The sequence below is a fragment of the Pseudoalteromonas sp. TP27 genome (assembly GCF_056470645.1).
In genome coordinates this window covers 102,278-118,829 of sequence record NZ_JARDAK010000009.1, presented here as the reverse complement: position 1 = coordinate 118,829, position 16,552 = coordinate 102,278, and the positions used below count along the sequence as shown (strand labels likewise).

General features: G+C 37.9%; 12 protein-coding genes, 1 other RNA gene and 1 pseudogene. 9 read left to right on the top strand and 5 right to left on the bottom strand.

Annotation, left to right across the window (positions count from 1 at the left end; all coding sequences use genetic code 11):
• Positions 1 to 63: 63 nt before the first annotated feature.
• A complete protein-coding gene (locus PX700_RS12375; protein ID WP_479520865.1) occupies positions 64 to 960 on the bottom strand; it encodes a GGDEF domain-containing protein in 897 nt (298 codons plus the stop codon).
• A 133-nt stretch (positions 961 to 1,093) separates the two neighbouring features.
• Between PX700_RS12375 and PX700_RS12370 the strand changes: the two genes are divergently transcribed.
• Positions 1,094 to 3,067, top strand: a complete 1,974-nt coding sequence (locus PX700_RS12370) for a monovalent cation:proton antiporter family protein (protein ID WP_479520864.1) — start codon at positions 1,094 to 1,096, stop codon at positions 3,065 to 3,067.
• Positions 3,068 to 3,082: 15 nt separating this feature from the next.
• Here PX700_RS12370 and PX700_RS12365 read toward each other — a convergent pair whose 3' ends face one another.
• Positions 3,083 to 4,228 carry a patatin-like phospholipase family protein gene (locus PX700_RS12365; protein WP_479520863.1) on the bottom strand — a complete coding sequence of 382 codons (1,146 nt, stop codon included), beginning with the start codon at positions 4,226 to 4,228 and terminating at the stop codon, positions 3,083 to 3,085.
• A gap of 219 nt (positions 4,229 to 4,447) precedes the next feature.
• Here PX700_RS12365 and PX700_RS12360 point away from each other — a divergent pair, with 219 nt between their 5' ends.
• Positions 4,448 to 5,323 carry a DUF3014 domain-containing protein gene (locus PX700_RS12360; RefSeq protein WP_479520862.1) on the top strand — a complete coding sequence of 292 codons (876 nt, stop codon included), beginning with the start codon at positions 4,448 to 4,450 and terminating at the stop codon, positions 5,321 to 5,323.
• A 139-nt stretch (positions 5,324 to 5,462) separates the two neighbouring features.
• Positions 5,463 to 5,559: signal recognition particle sRNA small type (gene ffs, locus PX700_RS12355), an RNA gene on the top strand.
• 189 nt (positions 5,560 to 5,748) lie between these two features.
• Here the strand turns inward: ffs and PX700_RS12350 are convergent.
• Positions 5,749 to 5,952 (bottom strand): hypothetical protein, encoded by a 204-nt coding sequence (locus tag PX700_RS12350; RefSeq protein ID WP_479520861.1) that lies wholly within the window; start codon positions 5,950 to 5,952, stop codon positions 5,749 to 5,751.
• A gap of 245 nt (positions 5,953 to 6,197) precedes the next feature.
• On the opposite strand from PX700_RS12350, the gene PX700_RS12345 reads away from it, so the two are divergent.
• The 4 genes from PX700_RS12345 (at position 6,198) to PX700_RS12330 (ending at position 9,142) form a co-directional block, all read left to right on the top strand.
• The gene (locus tag PX700_RS12345; protein ID WP_479520860.1) at positions 6,198 to 6,890 is read left to right on the top strand and encodes an AHH domain-containing protein; all 693 of its coding nucleotides are present in this window, start codon (positions 6,198 to 6,200) and stop codon (positions 6,888 to 6,890) included.
• Positions 6,887 to 7,474 carry a hypothetical protein gene (locus tag PX700_RS12340; RefSeq protein ID WP_415638232.1) on the top strand — a complete coding sequence of 196 codons (588 nt, stop codon included), beginning with the start codon at positions 6,887 to 6,889 and terminating at the stop codon, positions 7,472 to 7,474. The genes PX700_RS12345 and PX700_RS12340 overlap by 4 nt, the downstream gene beginning before the upstream one ends.
• Before the next feature lie 463 nt (positions 7,475 to 7,937).
• Complete coding sequence (locus tag PX700_RS12335) at positions 7,938 to 8,660, top strand: hypothetical protein (RefSeq protein ID WP_415636623.1); 723 nt, start codon at positions 7,938 to 7,940, stop codon at positions 8,658 to 8,660.
• Positions 8,660 to 9,142 (top strand): hypothetical protein, encoded by a 483-nt coding sequence (locus PX700_RS12330; protein WP_415636624.1) that lies wholly within the window; start codon positions 8,660 to 8,662, stop codon positions 9,140 to 9,142. The genes PX700_RS12335 and PX700_RS12330 overlap by 1 nt, the downstream gene beginning before the upstream one ends.
• An 86-nt stretch (positions 9,143 to 9,228) precedes the next feature.
• On the opposite strand, the pseudogene PX700_RS12325 reads toward PX700_RS12330, so the two are convergent.
• Positions 9,229 to 9,851: pseudogene (locus tag PX700_RS12325) on the bottom strand (tyrosine-type recombinase/integrase).
• Positions 9,852 to 10,159: 308 nt separating this feature from the next.
• Positions 10,160 to 10,915 (bottom strand): hypothetical protein, encoded by a 756-nt coding sequence (locus PX700_RS12320; protein WP_415636625.1) that lies wholly within the window; start codon positions 10,913 to 10,915, stop codon positions 10,160 to 10,162.
• Positions 10,916 to 11,672: 757 nt separating this feature from the next.
• On the opposite strand from PX700_RS12320, the gene PX700_RS12315 reads away from it, so the two are divergent.
• Together PX700_RS12315 and PX700_RS12310 are read left to right on the top strand one after the other, a co-directional pair.
• Positions 11,673 to 14,426: a response regulator gene (locus PX700_RS12315; protein WP_479520859.1), complete on the top strand. Its 2,754-nt coding sequence runs from the start codon at positions 11,673 to 11,675 to the stop codon at positions 14,424 to 14,426.
• Between the two features lie 547 nt (positions 14,427 to 14,973).
• Positions 14,974 to 16,500, top strand: a complete 1,527-nt coding sequence (locus tag PX700_RS12310; protein ID WP_479520858.1) for an acetyl-CoA hydrolase/transferase family protein — start codon at positions 14,974 to 14,976, stop codon at positions 16,498 to 16,500.
• Positions 16,501 to 16,552 lie beyond the last annotated feature (52 nt).

The window sequence follows — 16,552 nt, the reverse complement described above, 5'->3', positions numbered from 1 at the left end:
AGCAATAAAAAAGCCTAACGGGGGAAGTTAGACTTTTTTATTTAATTAATTTAAACGCAAATATTAATAGGCTTTTGCGCAGTTTCTGCCTGATGCTTTTGCTTTATATAAACCTTTATCGGCTCGAGCAAAAATTTCGATTTCGCTATCTTGGCTGCTTGCTAAAGTAAAACCAATACTGGTCGTCACTTTGTATTTAGACATTAATGGCGATTTTCTGACTAAGCACATTATGCGCTCAGCGACGACCTTGTTAGTTGTAAACTCAGGGTCTTCAATAAGTAGAGCAAACTCATCACCACCAAATCTAAAAACCGAATCAGTGCCGCGTATGCTGCTACACAGTACTTTTGAAAACTCTTTAAGTGTATCGTCACCAATTTTATGGCCAAAGTTGTCATTAACTTGTTTAAAGTTATCTAAATCAAGCAGCATTAAACTAAATGGGCGCTGGTAACGGCGACAGTTTTCAAGCTTTTGCAGCAAAAAGTCATTAAATTGACTACGGTTATTTAAACCTGTTAATGCATCTTTTGTGGCAAGTTTCAGCACACGGCTGTACATCATCGCATTGCGAAGTGGATAAACGAGCGCGGTGTGTAGAGTATGTAGTTTTTTCTCAATTGCTTGACCAAGTGGGAATTTACTAAAATAAATTAGCTGCCCTAAGTGTTCTTTACCAATCGCTAAATCAAAAATATAGGGCGTGCTATTTGTATCACTTTGTGATGTTTGCGTTGTACCCAATGTTGATTGAAACTGTAAGCCAGAGAAGTTTAGCAATTGCTTTGTAAATTTTGCATATATAGCTAAAACATCTTCTATAACTAGGCTAGTTTGTAGCTCTGTAACAAGATCATGCGTTGCCGCAGACTCGTTTATTTGTGTATGTTCGGCCGAAAACGGCAAAAAATCACCGCGACCAGACACACGCTGCGTCAAAATATGGACGTTTTCCACTAAAATCTCCCCCGAGGGTGTTACTTTGCAATAACTAAGCGATTTTTGTGCCATATTTTAAAATTGCATGAAAAACAGATGGTTGTTATATTTACTTACAAGCTACTAGTTTAATTTAAACGCGAGGCTGCATTTGCAAAGTATTAATGCTCAAATTTTTGGCTTATTAGTAGCGGCAGTTCTTTTTGTGTGGTTTTTTAAGCGCATTGGTTTGCCGCCTATTTTAGCGTATCTGGCAACTGGTGTTTTAGCCGGTAGTCATGGTATTGGCTGGTTGGCACAATCTCACGAAATAGAGTTTGTAGCAGAGCTTGGAATTGTGTTTTTGTTATTTAGTTTAGGATTAGAGTTTTCTATTTCGCGGCTAATGGCAATGCGAAACCTAGTATTTGGACTGGGCTCACTGCAAGTAGGTATAACCAGTTTACTCTTCATTATTATTTTATATTGTTTAGACTTTTCCTTACTCACCAGTTTTACCATTGGCGCAATTATGGCGCTTTCTTCTACGGCTGTTGTGGTAAAGCTATTAAAAGAAACAGGTGAGCTTAATCAGCGCCGAGGGCAATTGGCAGTTGGTGTATTACTTTTTCAAGATATTGCTGTTGTTCCTCTATTAATAATACTCCCTTTATTTGCATCAAGTGACTCTCAAAGCATTGGTTGGGCTCTAGCGTTCGCCCTAAGCAAGGGGGCTTTTGTATGTGTGCTACTTTGGGCCATAGGTAAATGGGTATTGCCTATTGTGTTTAAAGAAATAGCGCAAGTACGAACCGATGAATTGTTTGTACTTACAACCATATTAGTGGCGCTATTTGCGGGCTTTTTAACGTATATGTTTGGTTTGTCTATGGCATTGGGTGCATTTTTAGCGGGAATGATGTTAGGTGAGAGCCATTACAGACACCAGTTAGAGGCCGATATACGACCATTTCGCGATATATTAATGGGGCTGTTTTTTGTCACTGTGGGTATGCAGTTAGATATTTTATTTGTACTGGCGCATATAGTAATAATTGTTGGCGCATTGCTTGGTTTACTCGTATTGAAAATTACAGTGGTCGCACTTAGTGCGCGGCTAATGCATGAACGAAACCAAGATTCACTCGCCTGTGGCATCATGCTGTGGCAAATGGGGGAATTTGGTTTTGTACTTATTGCACTTGCTGGGCAGCATCAGTTATTAAACTCAGAGCAAGCCTCATTTTTAATTGCGTTGGGTGTACTTTCAATGGCGCTTACACCATTTTTGATTGATAAAACGCCATTTATTTTAAATCGTTTGGGCATACTCGATCGTCCAAGTTTAGCGCTAGAAGCGGAGCCACAAAGCAGCACGCTTTATAGTGACCATGTTGTTATTTGTGGTTTTTCGCGTGTTGGGCAAACCATAGCACGTTTTTTAAAGCCCGAAGCAATAGATTACGTTGCTATTGAAAGTAACCCAATACTTGTACAAGAAGGCAAAGCGGCGGGTGAACCTGTAATATTTGGCTATGTTAAGCAAAAAGATATTTTAAAATGCGCAGGAGTAGAGCGAGCTCGGCTGGTAATTATTACTTTTACTGAGTTTGATCATGCGCAAGTTGTTATCGATGCCATAAAACAAATAGCACCTAACGTTAAAATACTTATTAGAACTCGTGACGACAGCCAGCTCGATTATTTAAAAGCGCTTGGTGTAACCGAAGTAGTGCCCGAGTCGTTAGAGGCGAGCTTAATGCTCGTGTCGCATGTGTTGTCTATGTCGGGCGTACCCATGACACGTATTGTGCGCCGAGTGAGTAAAGAGCGGCGAAACCGTTACCCGCTAATGCAAAGCTTTTACGCAGGGTATTTTAAAGATAGCGAAGATGCCTCAACCGACCGATTAGAATATTTACACGTTGTTGCGCTACCTCAGCAAGCTTATGCCGTGAGTAAAACAATTGAAGATCTTAATTTAGAAAAGCGGCGAGTACTCGTAAAAGCACTTCGCAGAGAAGGAGCCGAAATAGACACGCCATCAGCGCAAACAACCTTGTTAGCTAACGACGTTTTAGTACTACAAGGTAAACCAAGGCGAGTAGAGCGGGTAGAGCACTACCTGCTCGACGGAATAGAATAACGTGCCTGTTTGGGCTTAATCTAACTCTAAAAACTCACGCATTTTAGGTAACTGCGCCATGCCATCTTCATAGCCAATTTGCATTAAGTGCTGGGTGTAGCGTTTTTCAAACAACAGGTAACTGGTTAAACTCGATTGCGAATGTTTTTTAACACCGATTGTACGCAGCAATACTTTAATCGCCCACGGCATATCGTCATAATACTGCGCAGCAATAGCATTAAAGTTTTGCGAAGGGTTAATAACAAAGGTATCAATTTGTTTTAGCTCTTGGTGTTTATCGCGTGCAGGTAATAGTCCTAAAGTGCGATTAACACGTTCCAAACGCTCCAAATCCGACTGCATTGTGTCGGTAAATACGCTATCGAGTAAATGCCCTGCAACAGCCGATAAGCCAGGATAATGAGGGGAGTAACCCGGCGGGTGAAGCTCTTTAGGTTGGTCGACCCCAATAATAAATATTTTTTCAGCCCCTAAATGAATTGATGGGCTGAGCGGCGAAAGCTGATGTATAGAGCCATCACCAAAGTAATGGTTATAAATATTTACGCTTGGGAATACCATAGGAATAGCGCTCGATGCCATTAAATGCTCAACGTTAATACGCGTGGCTTGGCCTTCGCGTTTAGCGCGTTGCCATGGTGTTTGTGTATTTGATTGAAAAAACGCAACAGAGTCGCCCGTGGTATAACTAGAAGCCGTAATTGAAAGCGCATCTAAATAATTTCGGTGTAAGTTACGCTCTATCCGGTGTAAGTCTAAAATCTCATTGAGCAAACCACGTAGAGGGCGATTATTTAGCAAACTCGCTGGTGGGTGATTAATATGCTCTGACTGAAAGCTGGTTAAAATATTACGCGCAATATGACCAAATACACTTAAAAAGTCACTTTTATAAACCATAGAGGTCGAAAAGTTTTTCCAAACTGATTCAAGTTTTCGTACAGCTAAATGAGCACAAGAGGCGTAACATGCTAAAGCCGCAGAGTTAATAGCCCCTGCAGAGGTGCCATTTATTACTCTAAACGGTAATGGAGCTGTACGCGGCATGCTATGAGCGAGCGCTTTAAGTACACCCACTTGATAAGCAGCTCGTGCGCCACCGCCCGTTAATAATAGGGCTATTTTTGGTTTTTTTGGATCGACTTGCTTGATTTTCATATTGGTGTTTAAACAGTTCAACGTCTTTACTTTATTTATTAACTGTAAGTCTTTAAGCTAGAAGAATCAAAGGATAACTGAGTAATAGTAAGTACAGTAAGCTTATGTTTATATTTGTAAGCTAAAATAGTTATGTATTTATAGTTACTACTCATAATGAATTTTTTCCACTCAGGGTACTCTGAGTGATAACGCACTTTTAATTTTTATGGAGTTTGTATGTCAGATAAACCAGAAGCGTCAGATGTTCAAAAACGTCCGCCTAATAACAATTTTCTTTTCGCCGTTATTATTTTAATAATAGTTGTGTGCGCAGCCGCGTTTGTACTATTAAAACCAAGTGATGAGCCACAAACACGCACAGAGGTAGAGCAAGCACCAAAAGAGCAACCAATGATGGAGCTTAAACCTGAAAACGATCCCGTAGTTGACGCGCCATCAGTTATGCCAGAAAAGCCAGCAGAGCTTGAAGTACCAGCACAAAGCCCAAGTGAGCCTGTGCCTGAAGTAAAACCATTACCAACGCTTGATGAAAGCGATGCCGTTGTAGTTGCTAAAATGGACGAGTACCTAAGTGATTCAGTAATGAGCTTAATGGTAACTGACGACGTAATTCGCCGTGGTGTTGTATTTGTAGATAACCTAGCTAAAGGTAAAGTAGCTAAAAAACACACGCCTGTCGTTCAACCAGAAGAAACGTTTAGCGTAAATGAAGGTGATATTTTAACAATTAATCCTAATAGTTATGAGCGTTACACACCGTATGTAAAAATATTTACCAGTATGAGTGCAGCGCAAGCCGTTCGCATGTACGAAGAATATAAGCCACTTATTAATAATGCATACAGTGAAATTGGTTACGGCGATGATGAGTTTAATCAAACGCTAACCGATGCAATCGATTTATTACTTGATACGCCAGAGCCAGAAGGTGACTTACCGTTACTTCGTGATTCAGTAACGTATCAATATGCATTCTCTGAATGGGAACAGCTTCCTGACGCACAAAAGCAGCTTTTACGCATGGGCCCAGAAAATATGAAAAAGGTAAAAGCAGCACTTCGTAATATAAAAGCGCAGTTAGAGAGCAATTAATACGCACTAAAACAGCTAAATACGCCGCGATTGTATATGAAGTATGCAATCGCACTTTCTTTTTAGATTATCCCTTGAATAACAGAGCAAAAGTAGAGATAATCCTTCCCGCGCCAACCAAGGCCCTCAATGGTAGTCTTATTGGTCCTCTCGCAACACTAGCAGGCGAACCTGGTCAGGCCCGGAAGGGAGCAGCCACAGTTTGTGACGTGTGTGCCGAGATGTGGCTGGTAAGACTGCCACCCAAATTCCTCATTTGGGTGTTGTTTGAAGTATAAGTTGACATATTTGTACTAAAAGATGGCATAAATTGGAAGTATAAGGTGGCATAGTCTAGTATTTAACCAAATGGTTAGATGGTTGACTCACATGTACAGAAGAAAACTCAAACACTCCCGTGTAAAAAACCTCCACAAATTTGCTAGTCAAAAAAATAAATCTACCTGTTTAGTTGAATCTTCTTGAATACCCCAACGTAACTCAAGCCTAAATTTCTCAACACTTTTTATATCTAAACCACGCTGAATTAATTCAATTTCATCAAAAGGGTTTGAGCTTAAATTAACTTTTTCATTGCTGAGTGTATCTACAAATTTATGATTAGCATTAGGTCGAATATCGCTATGCATACACGCCTTAAAGCTAGGGAAAGTTATATTTAATAACAGCACTTCTGTTACCCAGCTGATAGTTGGTTAAAGCGATAACCAGTCAGTCAACAATTGTGTTGTATGAATAGGAAATTTGACCGCTATGTAATTCATTGTTGCAATAAAATGATTGCAGTTATTCGGTGTGTAACGTATATAATTGCACCTCAATAGTCTATTTGCTATTTTACGCGCTAATAAAAGGAAATTTTAAGGATTTAAGGATGATTCAACTACAGCACTACCCAATGCCAGATCGACCAAGTAACCCCAGCCCTTTAGAAATGGCTATTTATAATTATGAATTACTAGCAAAAAAACACTACGACGATAAACGCCGTAAATCTGCTGCGTCTAAGGAAAAGCTGCAAAGAGATTACGACCACTTACAAAAAGAACGCAAGCGTTTAGAGCACTTGCTTATCGCGCAACAAAGCTTAGAGTCTTACCGCGCAGAAAACGAAGGTACTTCTGTTAAAGAGCTAGCAGAAGAAGAGCATCATCCAACGGAAAAACTTGCTAAGTTTTTACGAGCGGCAGGCGAGCCAAAACCGACTTCATATCATGAAGCACATCATATTGTGTGTGGTAAGGGACGTTATAGACAGCGCCTTACATATGCTGCGCGTTTAAGAATGCACTCGTTTGGTATTGGTATTAATGATCCAACGAATGGGGTATGGCTAAGAAACTTTGAAAAAAATAAGTCAGATGATTGGGCTACGCCTGACACTGTTTCTCACAGAAGGCTGCATCGCCATAATTATGAAGTGTGGGTGTCTACTAGTTTAAGAACCAAAGTAAATAAGCTCGATTTCATAAATGCATTACGTGGCGTGAAAATAAAAATTAAAAATCATATTATGCCAGCCAGCGTTATGATGCGTAAAAATGCTAATTGGGATGGTAAATCATGAAGTTGTTCTCATTAAAGCCTGTTACTAATTCTTACGACATGGTTGAGTGGGACATACTTTCATTCGCTGAAAAAATACAACCGATGTTGCCAGCTAATCAAGATGCTTGCATGTTTCTACTTGATATCCATATGAATAATGACTCTTTATTAGAGTATTGGCCTGAAGGTTATGAGTTGTCTTTTTTACCTGGGTATCTAAAAGATAACTACGATATAAGTATCATGGATGGATTTATCGCTCTTCGGATGAATGCTTATGAAGCTTTAAAAGATTTATTAGCGCCTTTAGGTGAGTTTATTGAAACAAAAGCTGATGGTGAACCTATTGTAATCTTTAACTTGCGTACATTTGGACAAGAAGATGAAGCAAAATGTGAACGCGAATATTTAGACGGTTATCCTTTAGATTATATCAAGATTGCTTTCATAAATGATGATGTAAAAAATAAGCCTGTTTTTAAGAGTAAATTTACAGGTGGTTCTCGTTTGTATTGTACAGATAAATTTAAATCTGCTGTAGAAGATAATGGATTAACGGGTGTTTATATTGACGAAGATCTCGATAATATTTTTTCTAATTAAGTTAATTTAGATAAAGAAAACATTATTTAGGTAGCGTTATATAAAACGAAAATCAAAACTACCTTTTAAAAACCAACTATTATATTTTAGTAATTTCAATACTCACATGGATGCGGGTATTTTAATGACTGAAATAAATCGGATGCTATATGCCAATAAACTTTAACAGCTTATCCGGTGGTTGTTTTTTACCAATTTTTCTTACATAAAAATTTAATAACAAACTTGTAGTAGTCCAGATCTCAGTTTGAAAAGAGTGTTTTTATTTTATCTGATAGTCCCTAATGAGCGATAACCGGACGGTCATCTTTTTATATCAAATGCATTTAAGATTTCCCTGACTTGATGTAAATAGTAATTTGACTCTTATATAAGGAATGATATGAGTATCGTGAGATAAGGTTTACTTAGCTACTTTATGTTAATGTAAATAAGGTAATAATTAATTTTTAAGGTTGAAGTAATGGAATATAACAATCTATCCAAGCTTGTAAAAAAAGTTCTCAAAACAGATCAAAGTGGTAATACAACAATGCCCTCAAGACGCGAAATGACAAGCAAAATTTTTGCGTTTATTATGCTTATTCCTGGAATTACTAGCATTGTGATGACAGTCACAAGCGAAGGAGGTGAAAGTATTTTCTTCGCGATTTCGGCAAGCTTCTTTTTAGGTATATCTATATTGCTTTTTGGTCAAAAGAGCCGTTTAGAGTTTAACGGGATAGAAAAACAGCTTAATTTAAAAACCGCATTATGGGGTTGCTTTCAAAGAAGTAAAGTTGTTACATCGTTTGATACACTATCATTTGAATTAAGTAGTATAGGCGCGCAAGGCCCTTATCAAATTAAGTTTGTTGATCAGTTATATGAATTTAAACAGTATACAGATGCTAAGATGTTCATTTCGTTTTTATATACGAAATATAATACTACTGCTGTTGAAACCATATCGGATTGGCCTAATAAAACACCGATAAGGTTTGCTCAAAGAGAATTATATAGCTCACCTCAAATTACTCATGATACTAAAAAAGCTAATTCAAACTCTCATCTGGAAGATGTAGATTTTAATAGTGAAGATCTTGTTTTCATTGAAATATGGGATCGCAAATCGCTAATAAAACTATCCCTGCCATTTTTTGTTTTTACAGCCATTGCCGGCTTAGTTAAATACGGAGTGCTGTAATGTATTTTAAAGAACTATCTAGTGAGCTAGCTATTTATCGACAACCAAAGTTAACTAGATTATTGCTAGTTTTGTTGTGTGGTTTCTTTTTATTTATCGGGCTAATTAATGTGTTCAATTCTGATGAAGCAAAATCATTACCGATATGGGTATCTGGGTTTATATGCTGGCTAGGGTGGAGTGGTTCGTTTGGTGGTTATGTATGTCGTTTTGATCTCGCAAAACAAACCTTGGAATTAAAGTCGACTAGTTTATATACTATTTTTAAACGTGTTTATAAATTATCAGATATTAAAGGTTTTAAAGCTATACCTAGAAAAGGCTACACACATAACTATAGATTATATGCAGTGTTAACTGATAATACTCATATTGCTTTCGCAAACTACAAAGGACGAGGATTTGCAGTTAAGGAGTGTATAAAAATGGCTGACTTTGTCAGTAAGCCTTATCAAATCAATATTGATACAGCTCCATTATAATTTTATTAGAACAAAGTAGCGTAGATTAACATATTTTTTAGGAACCAACGCCAGACGCTTACTTCAGGTCTTGCATTGGTTCAAACTTAAGCATCGATCTGTTCTGATACTTCTAACGCATCATCAACTTCTATTCCCAAGTACCTGACAGTGCTCTCTAGTTTTCTATGGCCAAGTAGAAGCTGACAGGCTCTTAAATTTTTAGTTTTTTTGTAAATTAGTGATGGTTTGGTACGTCTCATTGAATGAGTACCATATTGAGTCTTATCTAACCCAATTGAGGTGACCCAAGAGTCAACTATACGTCCATATTGACGGGTTGAGAGGTGTGCAGAAGAATGAACTCGTGACTTAAACAAGTAATCATAAGAATTGAGACTAAATTGCTCTATGAGCGCCACAATTGAGATCCTTGTATTTCCAGTAATTTCAAATTGAACAGGCATACCAGTCTTTTTTTGAACGACTATTGCCCTTGATTGGATTGTTTTACCATGTGCGATGTCGTTAACTTTTAGTGAAACTAAATCACATCCTCTTAGTTTGCTATCTATGGCTAGGTTAAATAGTGCTAGATCTCTTATTTTATGAAAAAGTTCCAGTCGTATTCGGATAGCCCATATTTGCTGTAATTTTAGTGGTAACTTTTGTCCTCAAGCTTATTTTTATTCCAAGGCTCTTTAGGCTGATATATAGTTAACTGGTGCATTAGTTGTACTCCGGTGTTTATGGAGTTTTAAGCTTAGCTCGCTACAAAAGAATTCAGGTATGAGCGATAAGCAGACGGTCGATCAAACTCATTTTTGGACAATTATGAGTTAGAGTCGACGGGCGGCTCTGTGCCAATTTCTAATAACATGTACCTGTATAGCAAACAGTGCAAGACGCGACTCCATGCACCCCTGCACCACATCTAGAGTTCGTTTCGACATCGCTATTTACACTATAAATGCAGCACAACGCCTAACCGGGCTTGTTCAACACCCAGATATGCCCGCGGTTTCGCGCGGCCTATCCTTATTTGCTATGTTCAGTTTGGGCAATGAACTTATGTTCCGGCAATATCTCTTTGCATGCATTTCGTAAACTTTGAAATATGACTTTTAGCCCCTTTTCTGTCTCTAAAATATTTGTTTCCAGTGCTTCTACAGACTGGTATGCAGCCTTAAATATTGGGTGTGGTAGCGCATCTTCATACTCACCAATCGTTGCTTTACGATCAAGCAAACCCAATTCAAACATCTTAGGCTGCAAGATATTTAAGTAGTGCTCATTTCGTATTTTAAAAGATTCAATTGTTTGAATATAACCATCTTGTTCATTATTAATCTCTAGTAACAACTGAGGTTTGGAGGTTAATATTAAGGCAATTTCATTTATATCAACAATGGCATTGTCGTTAAAGTTTTTCTCAGCATTCATCGAAAATGCTTTATCATGTATCGTATTGTACTTATACAACTTTTTCTTCATGTTGCCGATAGTATTCAACTGCATAGCGATGTTTAATAAGGCTTTGTTCAAAATAGCTGCATGTTGTGCTTTCTCTTTTAAATCAATTCTTTCATTTTTAATACCCTCAAGTCGATTGTTAAACTTGAACGCAAGAGTTGCACCAAAGCCAGCGCTACCAGCGACAGTTAAAGCCCGTATAATGTGCTCATAATATATAGGCACTACGCCTTGCTCGATCGCAATACCAGATAAATACCATGCATTTATGAGTAACAATGCAAATAAAACACCCAAAAATTCGGGTAAATAGTTTTTCAAATTCACTTCCTGAACATAACAATTTTAATCTACGAGCGATTCGGTCGTTTTTCTACCGTTAACCGTCTCGAGTTTCCACTTGATGAATTTTTATCACATTGGATAACTTATTGCTACAAATAGCTTTATGCCTTTAAAGCTTAAATTGCTTTGGGATAAAAACGACCAAATAGCTCGTTTTCCTGACTATACGAGAAACTTGTAAATGGACAGCCGACCAGGGAAAAGGTCGAGCGTCTACAAGTCGCTCGATTGAGAGCCTTACTCTAACTCATTTTGGGGCAGAAACTACTTACGCTTTAATGTCCGCTGTTGGCACATAGCAGCCAACTAAACTTGACAGTATTTTTAAGTGGTTGGCTTCATAAAGCCTGTATTTGGTAACTTTATGCCATTATATGCTTCAATATTATGCCAAGTTATACTTCACTTGTACCGTTGTAGCTCAATGAAATCGTATGTGATTATGTCAGCTTATGCTTCAAACAACATTGGGTGTTATAAACTCTTCTTTGATATTACCTAATTTAAATCCCAAGATTACATTTTTACTTAACGATAAAATTTATTTTACTGTCGATATTCGTTCCATCTTTGTTGCTAGACAGTACTTAACTTGTAAGTAATAATGTAAATATTATATAAATAATAATACAGCATGTTAATTATACCAATTGTTTTAAATGAATGAATCACTCAGCGCGTAGAGCGATTATACTTTTAATCAGATTAGTATTCGGTGCCAAAGGTTGATGTAATGCCTCAAAGAAGTAAGTGGATACTCGCTGTTTTACTAGGTCTGTTAGGCGGTGTAGTAAATCTCTCACCGCTATATTTTTTCGACAGTTCTGAGTTTTTATTCGGGCAAGTATTTGTATTATGTAGCTTAGTGTTCATTGGGCTTCGATATGCTTGTTTGAGCCTCGCGATTGTCTCTGGCTTTTTATTGTATAGGTGGGGCCATTGTTGGCCAAGCATCGTATATTTACTCGAGCTTTTTTGGCTTTATGCTTTTTGCTTACGCCGCTCTAAACCAATACTTCCTCTGGGTACTGTATTTTGGCTTTTAATTGGCCTTCCCATCGTGTGGTTTATTGGTCAAATTATAATAGACCTACCTTCGTTAACACTCACCGTTGCAATATGTAAATACCTTATAAATGCGCTAATAAGCTTGGCGTTGGTCGATTTATTTAGTGTGTTTGTACCCCATGCTAGCCGTGCGTATCAGGGCAGGCCACTTGCGCGTATTCTTAGCTATGTAGTAAGCGTAATTATTATATTGGTTGTATTGCTTACTAGTGTAATTTTAGTGAACGATCATCATTCACGTTTAGAATATGAGGTAAACGCGCAGCTTGAAGAAAAAGCTGAGTCTATTAGCACGCAATTAAACGATTATTTAGTGTTTCACAAAAACGCTATTGTAATGAGTAGTGATGTTATAGGAACTGGAGGTTCAACAGCGCAGCAGCTTGAGCGGCTCATGCTGTTATTTCCTGGGTTTACTACCAGCTTGTATGCAAACTCAAACGGTCTGGTCGAAATGAGTGTGCCTAGTGATTTATTAACAGGGCTGAGTGAAGCGCAGCGCTACATAACCGATCGGGAGTACTTTACGCTGGCTGAGCAATATCCTCTTGGCTATAGTAGTGGCGTATTTCAAGGCCGAGGGCTTGGCAATGAAGCCATTGTTGCTCTTTCTGCCCCAATATACCGTGATGGTGAGTTTTACGGTGTAGTTGAAGGCTCATTAAAGCTTGGACGATTAGAGCAGTTTATTCCTAATTTATTTGAATATACCGGTGAATTAGTTGTATTAGATGATCAACAAAAAGTGGTTTTTAGCTCGCTTGAGCAGTTTAAAATATTAACCGACTTTAACGAAGGTGGTTTTAATACACGAAATATGGGCGATAAAAATTTATTTCGTTCCAATAATAACGAGGTTTACCATAGTTCTAAATATGTAAGTCCGCAGAGTAAATGGCAAGTTATCACCTTTTATAACCGCAAACATTTAAGCATGGCAGTGGCTAAAACGTGGTTACCTACTTTTCTTCTTAGCGCAATATTAATTTTAATGGTGGTGCTGTTTATACATCAGCTAGCAAACTTATTAGTACAACCTATAAGCGGTTTAACTAATTTAATGCAAAGCTTTGATAAAACAAAAAAACATACATTTAGTACTGACTCAAGTTGGCAAGAAGTACTGCAACTTCAACAGCAGTTTGAAATGCTGGCAAATGCATTAAATAATTCTATAGAAAATCTGCAAACCTCTAATGTAAAAAACCAAGGTCTAAACAAGCAGTTAAGTGAGTTTAACCAACAGTTAGAACAAAAAGTGGCAGAGCAAACTAACAAACTTAAACAAGCAGTAAGCCATGCTAACTTAGCAAACGTGGCTAAATCGCAGTTTTTAGCAAATATGAGCCATGAATTACGTACCCCTATGAACGGCATTTTGGGTATGGGAGAGGTATTGCTACGCGATAGTTCGTTAACCGACGAGCAAAGAGATCTTTTAAATACCCAACAAAAAAGTGCCCAAAATTTATTAAAAATCTTAAACGATATTTTAGATTTTTCTAAAATTGAGGCTAATGCAATGCAAATTAGCCCGCGTCCAACAAATTTAGAACCTTTCATCGAAAACATTAAGTCGTTGTTTTCACCTATTATAAGTTCTGACGATGTGCAGTTTATAGTTGAGTGCAGTAGTACTTTGCCTGATTGTATTAACGTGGATGATTTACGCTTAAATCAGATCATCATTAACTTGTTATCTAATGCGCGTAAGTTTACCGAGCGTGGGTTTGTGCGTTTATCGTTTGATTATAGTGCCCAGCAGCTATTTGTGAGTGTATCTGATAGTGGTATAGGCATAGCAAAAGATCAGCAATCATTATTATTTAGTGAGTTTACACAAGCTGATGTAGGCGTTGCACGTAAATATGGCGGTACAGGGCTCGGTTTAGCAATTAGCCAAGGTTTGATTAAAAAAATGGAGGGCGAAATTACCCTCAATAGTGCACCTGGCAAAGGCAGTATGTTCAAGTTTTATGTAAATGCACCTAAGGCTGAATATGTTAAGCCTGTTGCTTTAGTTCAGTCGCAATTACTACCTATACTCGGCGATAAAAAAATACTCCTTGTGGAGGACAACCCAATAAACCGTCAGGTTATTGCAAAAATGCTAGAGCCAAGCAAAGCAAAGCTAACAACGGCAAACGATGGTATTAAGGCACTTAAAATATTAGAAAGTCAGTCGTTTGACGTAATTTTAATGGATTGCCAAATGCCGAATATGGATGGTTACGAATGCACACAAGTAATACGTGCCAACGAAGGGCAAAGTGGCAAACACGTGCCAATTATTGCCATTACTGCAAACGCTTACGAAGACGATAAACAGCGCTGTTTAAGTGTCGGCATGGATGACTTTGTATCTAAACCGGTTAATACACAAGATTTGTACGCGGTGATCATTAAGGTTTTAAATTAGTAATACCAATCTGCTTAATTAAGTGATCTATTTTGAGGGCGGAAAAACGAGTTGGTAGCCAGGCAAAAAACTCGCTATTTAGTTGTTCTAATTGAGAATTTTTTAACGCAGGTAGCGACACGTTTAGCCCCGCAAAATGATTAAGTATTATTGCGGATTGGTATAATAAGTTAATATACAAAGCACAAAGCCTGCAGTTGCTAAAAAAATCGGCTATAAGCGACCATAAATATGGGCATTACTGATTTGTATTTGATGCTAAATTACGCCTTATGTTTGCTGTGTACACTACGAGCTAAAAAGTACTCATAAATACCTAATTATTCAAAAAACTATTTATTTAAAAAATAAAACATCATTATTTTAAAGGCTGGTGTGTATAAAATATTGCAGGTGTTACTTACTTGGTTTCTTATTGTAATTTATATGTAAAAGATTTTGTGTTTTTACTGTATTTTCATCCTAATGGCGTAAATGCGACTTAAGTCTATATTGTGTAGTACGAAGTAAGGATTAGAATAATGCCAAATTTAGAAAGGGGCTCAAAATGAACTTGGAACGTATTCGCAATAGTAATCTGCATAATAAAGTTATGTCTGCTGAGCAGGCAAGTCTGTTTATTAAAGATGGAATGACTGTAGGGATGAGTGGCTTCACTCGTGCCGGAGAAGCTAAAGCAGTACCCAGAGCATTAATTGAGCAAGTCAAAAAAAATCCTATCAAAATAAATTTAATGACGGGTGCATCACTAGGTAATGACTTAGATAAGCTATTAACGGAAGCGGGCATTTTAGCGCGTCGTATGCCTTTTCAGGTAGATAGCACTTTACGTAAAGCGATTAATAACGGTGAAGTAATGTTTATTGATCAACATTTATCTGAAACGGTTGAGCATTTACGTAACCACCAATTAACTATGCCTGATGTAGCTGTTATTGAAGCGGTTGCCATTACCGAAGAAGGGCATATTGTGCCTACTACATCGGTTGGTAACTCAGCAAGTTTTGCTATTTTTGCAAAAGAAGTCATTGTTGAAATTAATATGCTGCATAACCCTAATCTTGAAGGTTTGCACGATATATACATTCCATCGTATCGTCCTACTCGCCAACCAATGCCGTTAGTTAAAGTAGACGACCGCATTGGTAGTACTGCAATTGCTATCGATCCTGCAAAAATTGTTGGTATTGTTTTTACTAACCAAAGCGACTCGTTTTCTACCGTAACCGACCCAGACGAAGATACCGCATCTATTGCGCGCCATTTAGTTAACTTTTTTAAAGATGAGGTGGCTCAAAATAAATTGCCAGCTAATTTAGGTCCACTACAAGCAGGCATTGGTAACATTGCTAATGCAGTGATGATGGGGCTACTCGACTCTGACTTTAAAGATTTAACAATGTATTCAGAGGTACTGCAAGATTCGACGTTTGACTTAATTGATGCAGGTAAGATGAGCTTTGCATCAGGCAGTTCAATTGTGTTGTCTGAGCGTTGTAATGCACAAGTATTTAATAATTTAGAAAAATACAAAGACAAGCTAGTGTTACGCCCTCAAGAAATTTCGAACCACCCTGAAATAGTGCGCCGTTTAGGTATTATTGCCATTAATACTGCGCTTGAGTTTGATATGTATGGCAATGTAAATTCAACGCATGTGTGTGGCACACGAATGATGAACGGTATTGGCGGCTCGGGTGATTTTGCTCGTAATGCCCATTTAGCTATATTTGTGACTAAATCGATTGCTAAAAATGGCGCTATTTCAAGCGTTGTGCCTATGGCGAGCCATGTTGATCATAACGAACACGATGTTGATATTTTAGTAACTGAGCAAGGCTTAGCTGATTTACGTGGCTTAGCACCGCGTGAGCGTGCTGTACAAGTTATTAAGCATTGTGTGCACCCAGATTATCGCGAAGCAATGTTAGATTATTACAATCGCGCTTGTGAGCGTGGCGGGCATACGCCTCATTTACTTGAAGAAGCGTTTAGCTGGCATATTCGCCTAGAGCAAGAAGGCAGCATGAAAAAAGCATCTGCAACAGATATTCCAGTGCAACTGTCTGCATAAGCATTTTGGTTTATTAAAATTGAATCAGTAATACCAATTCCATTAAGTATGT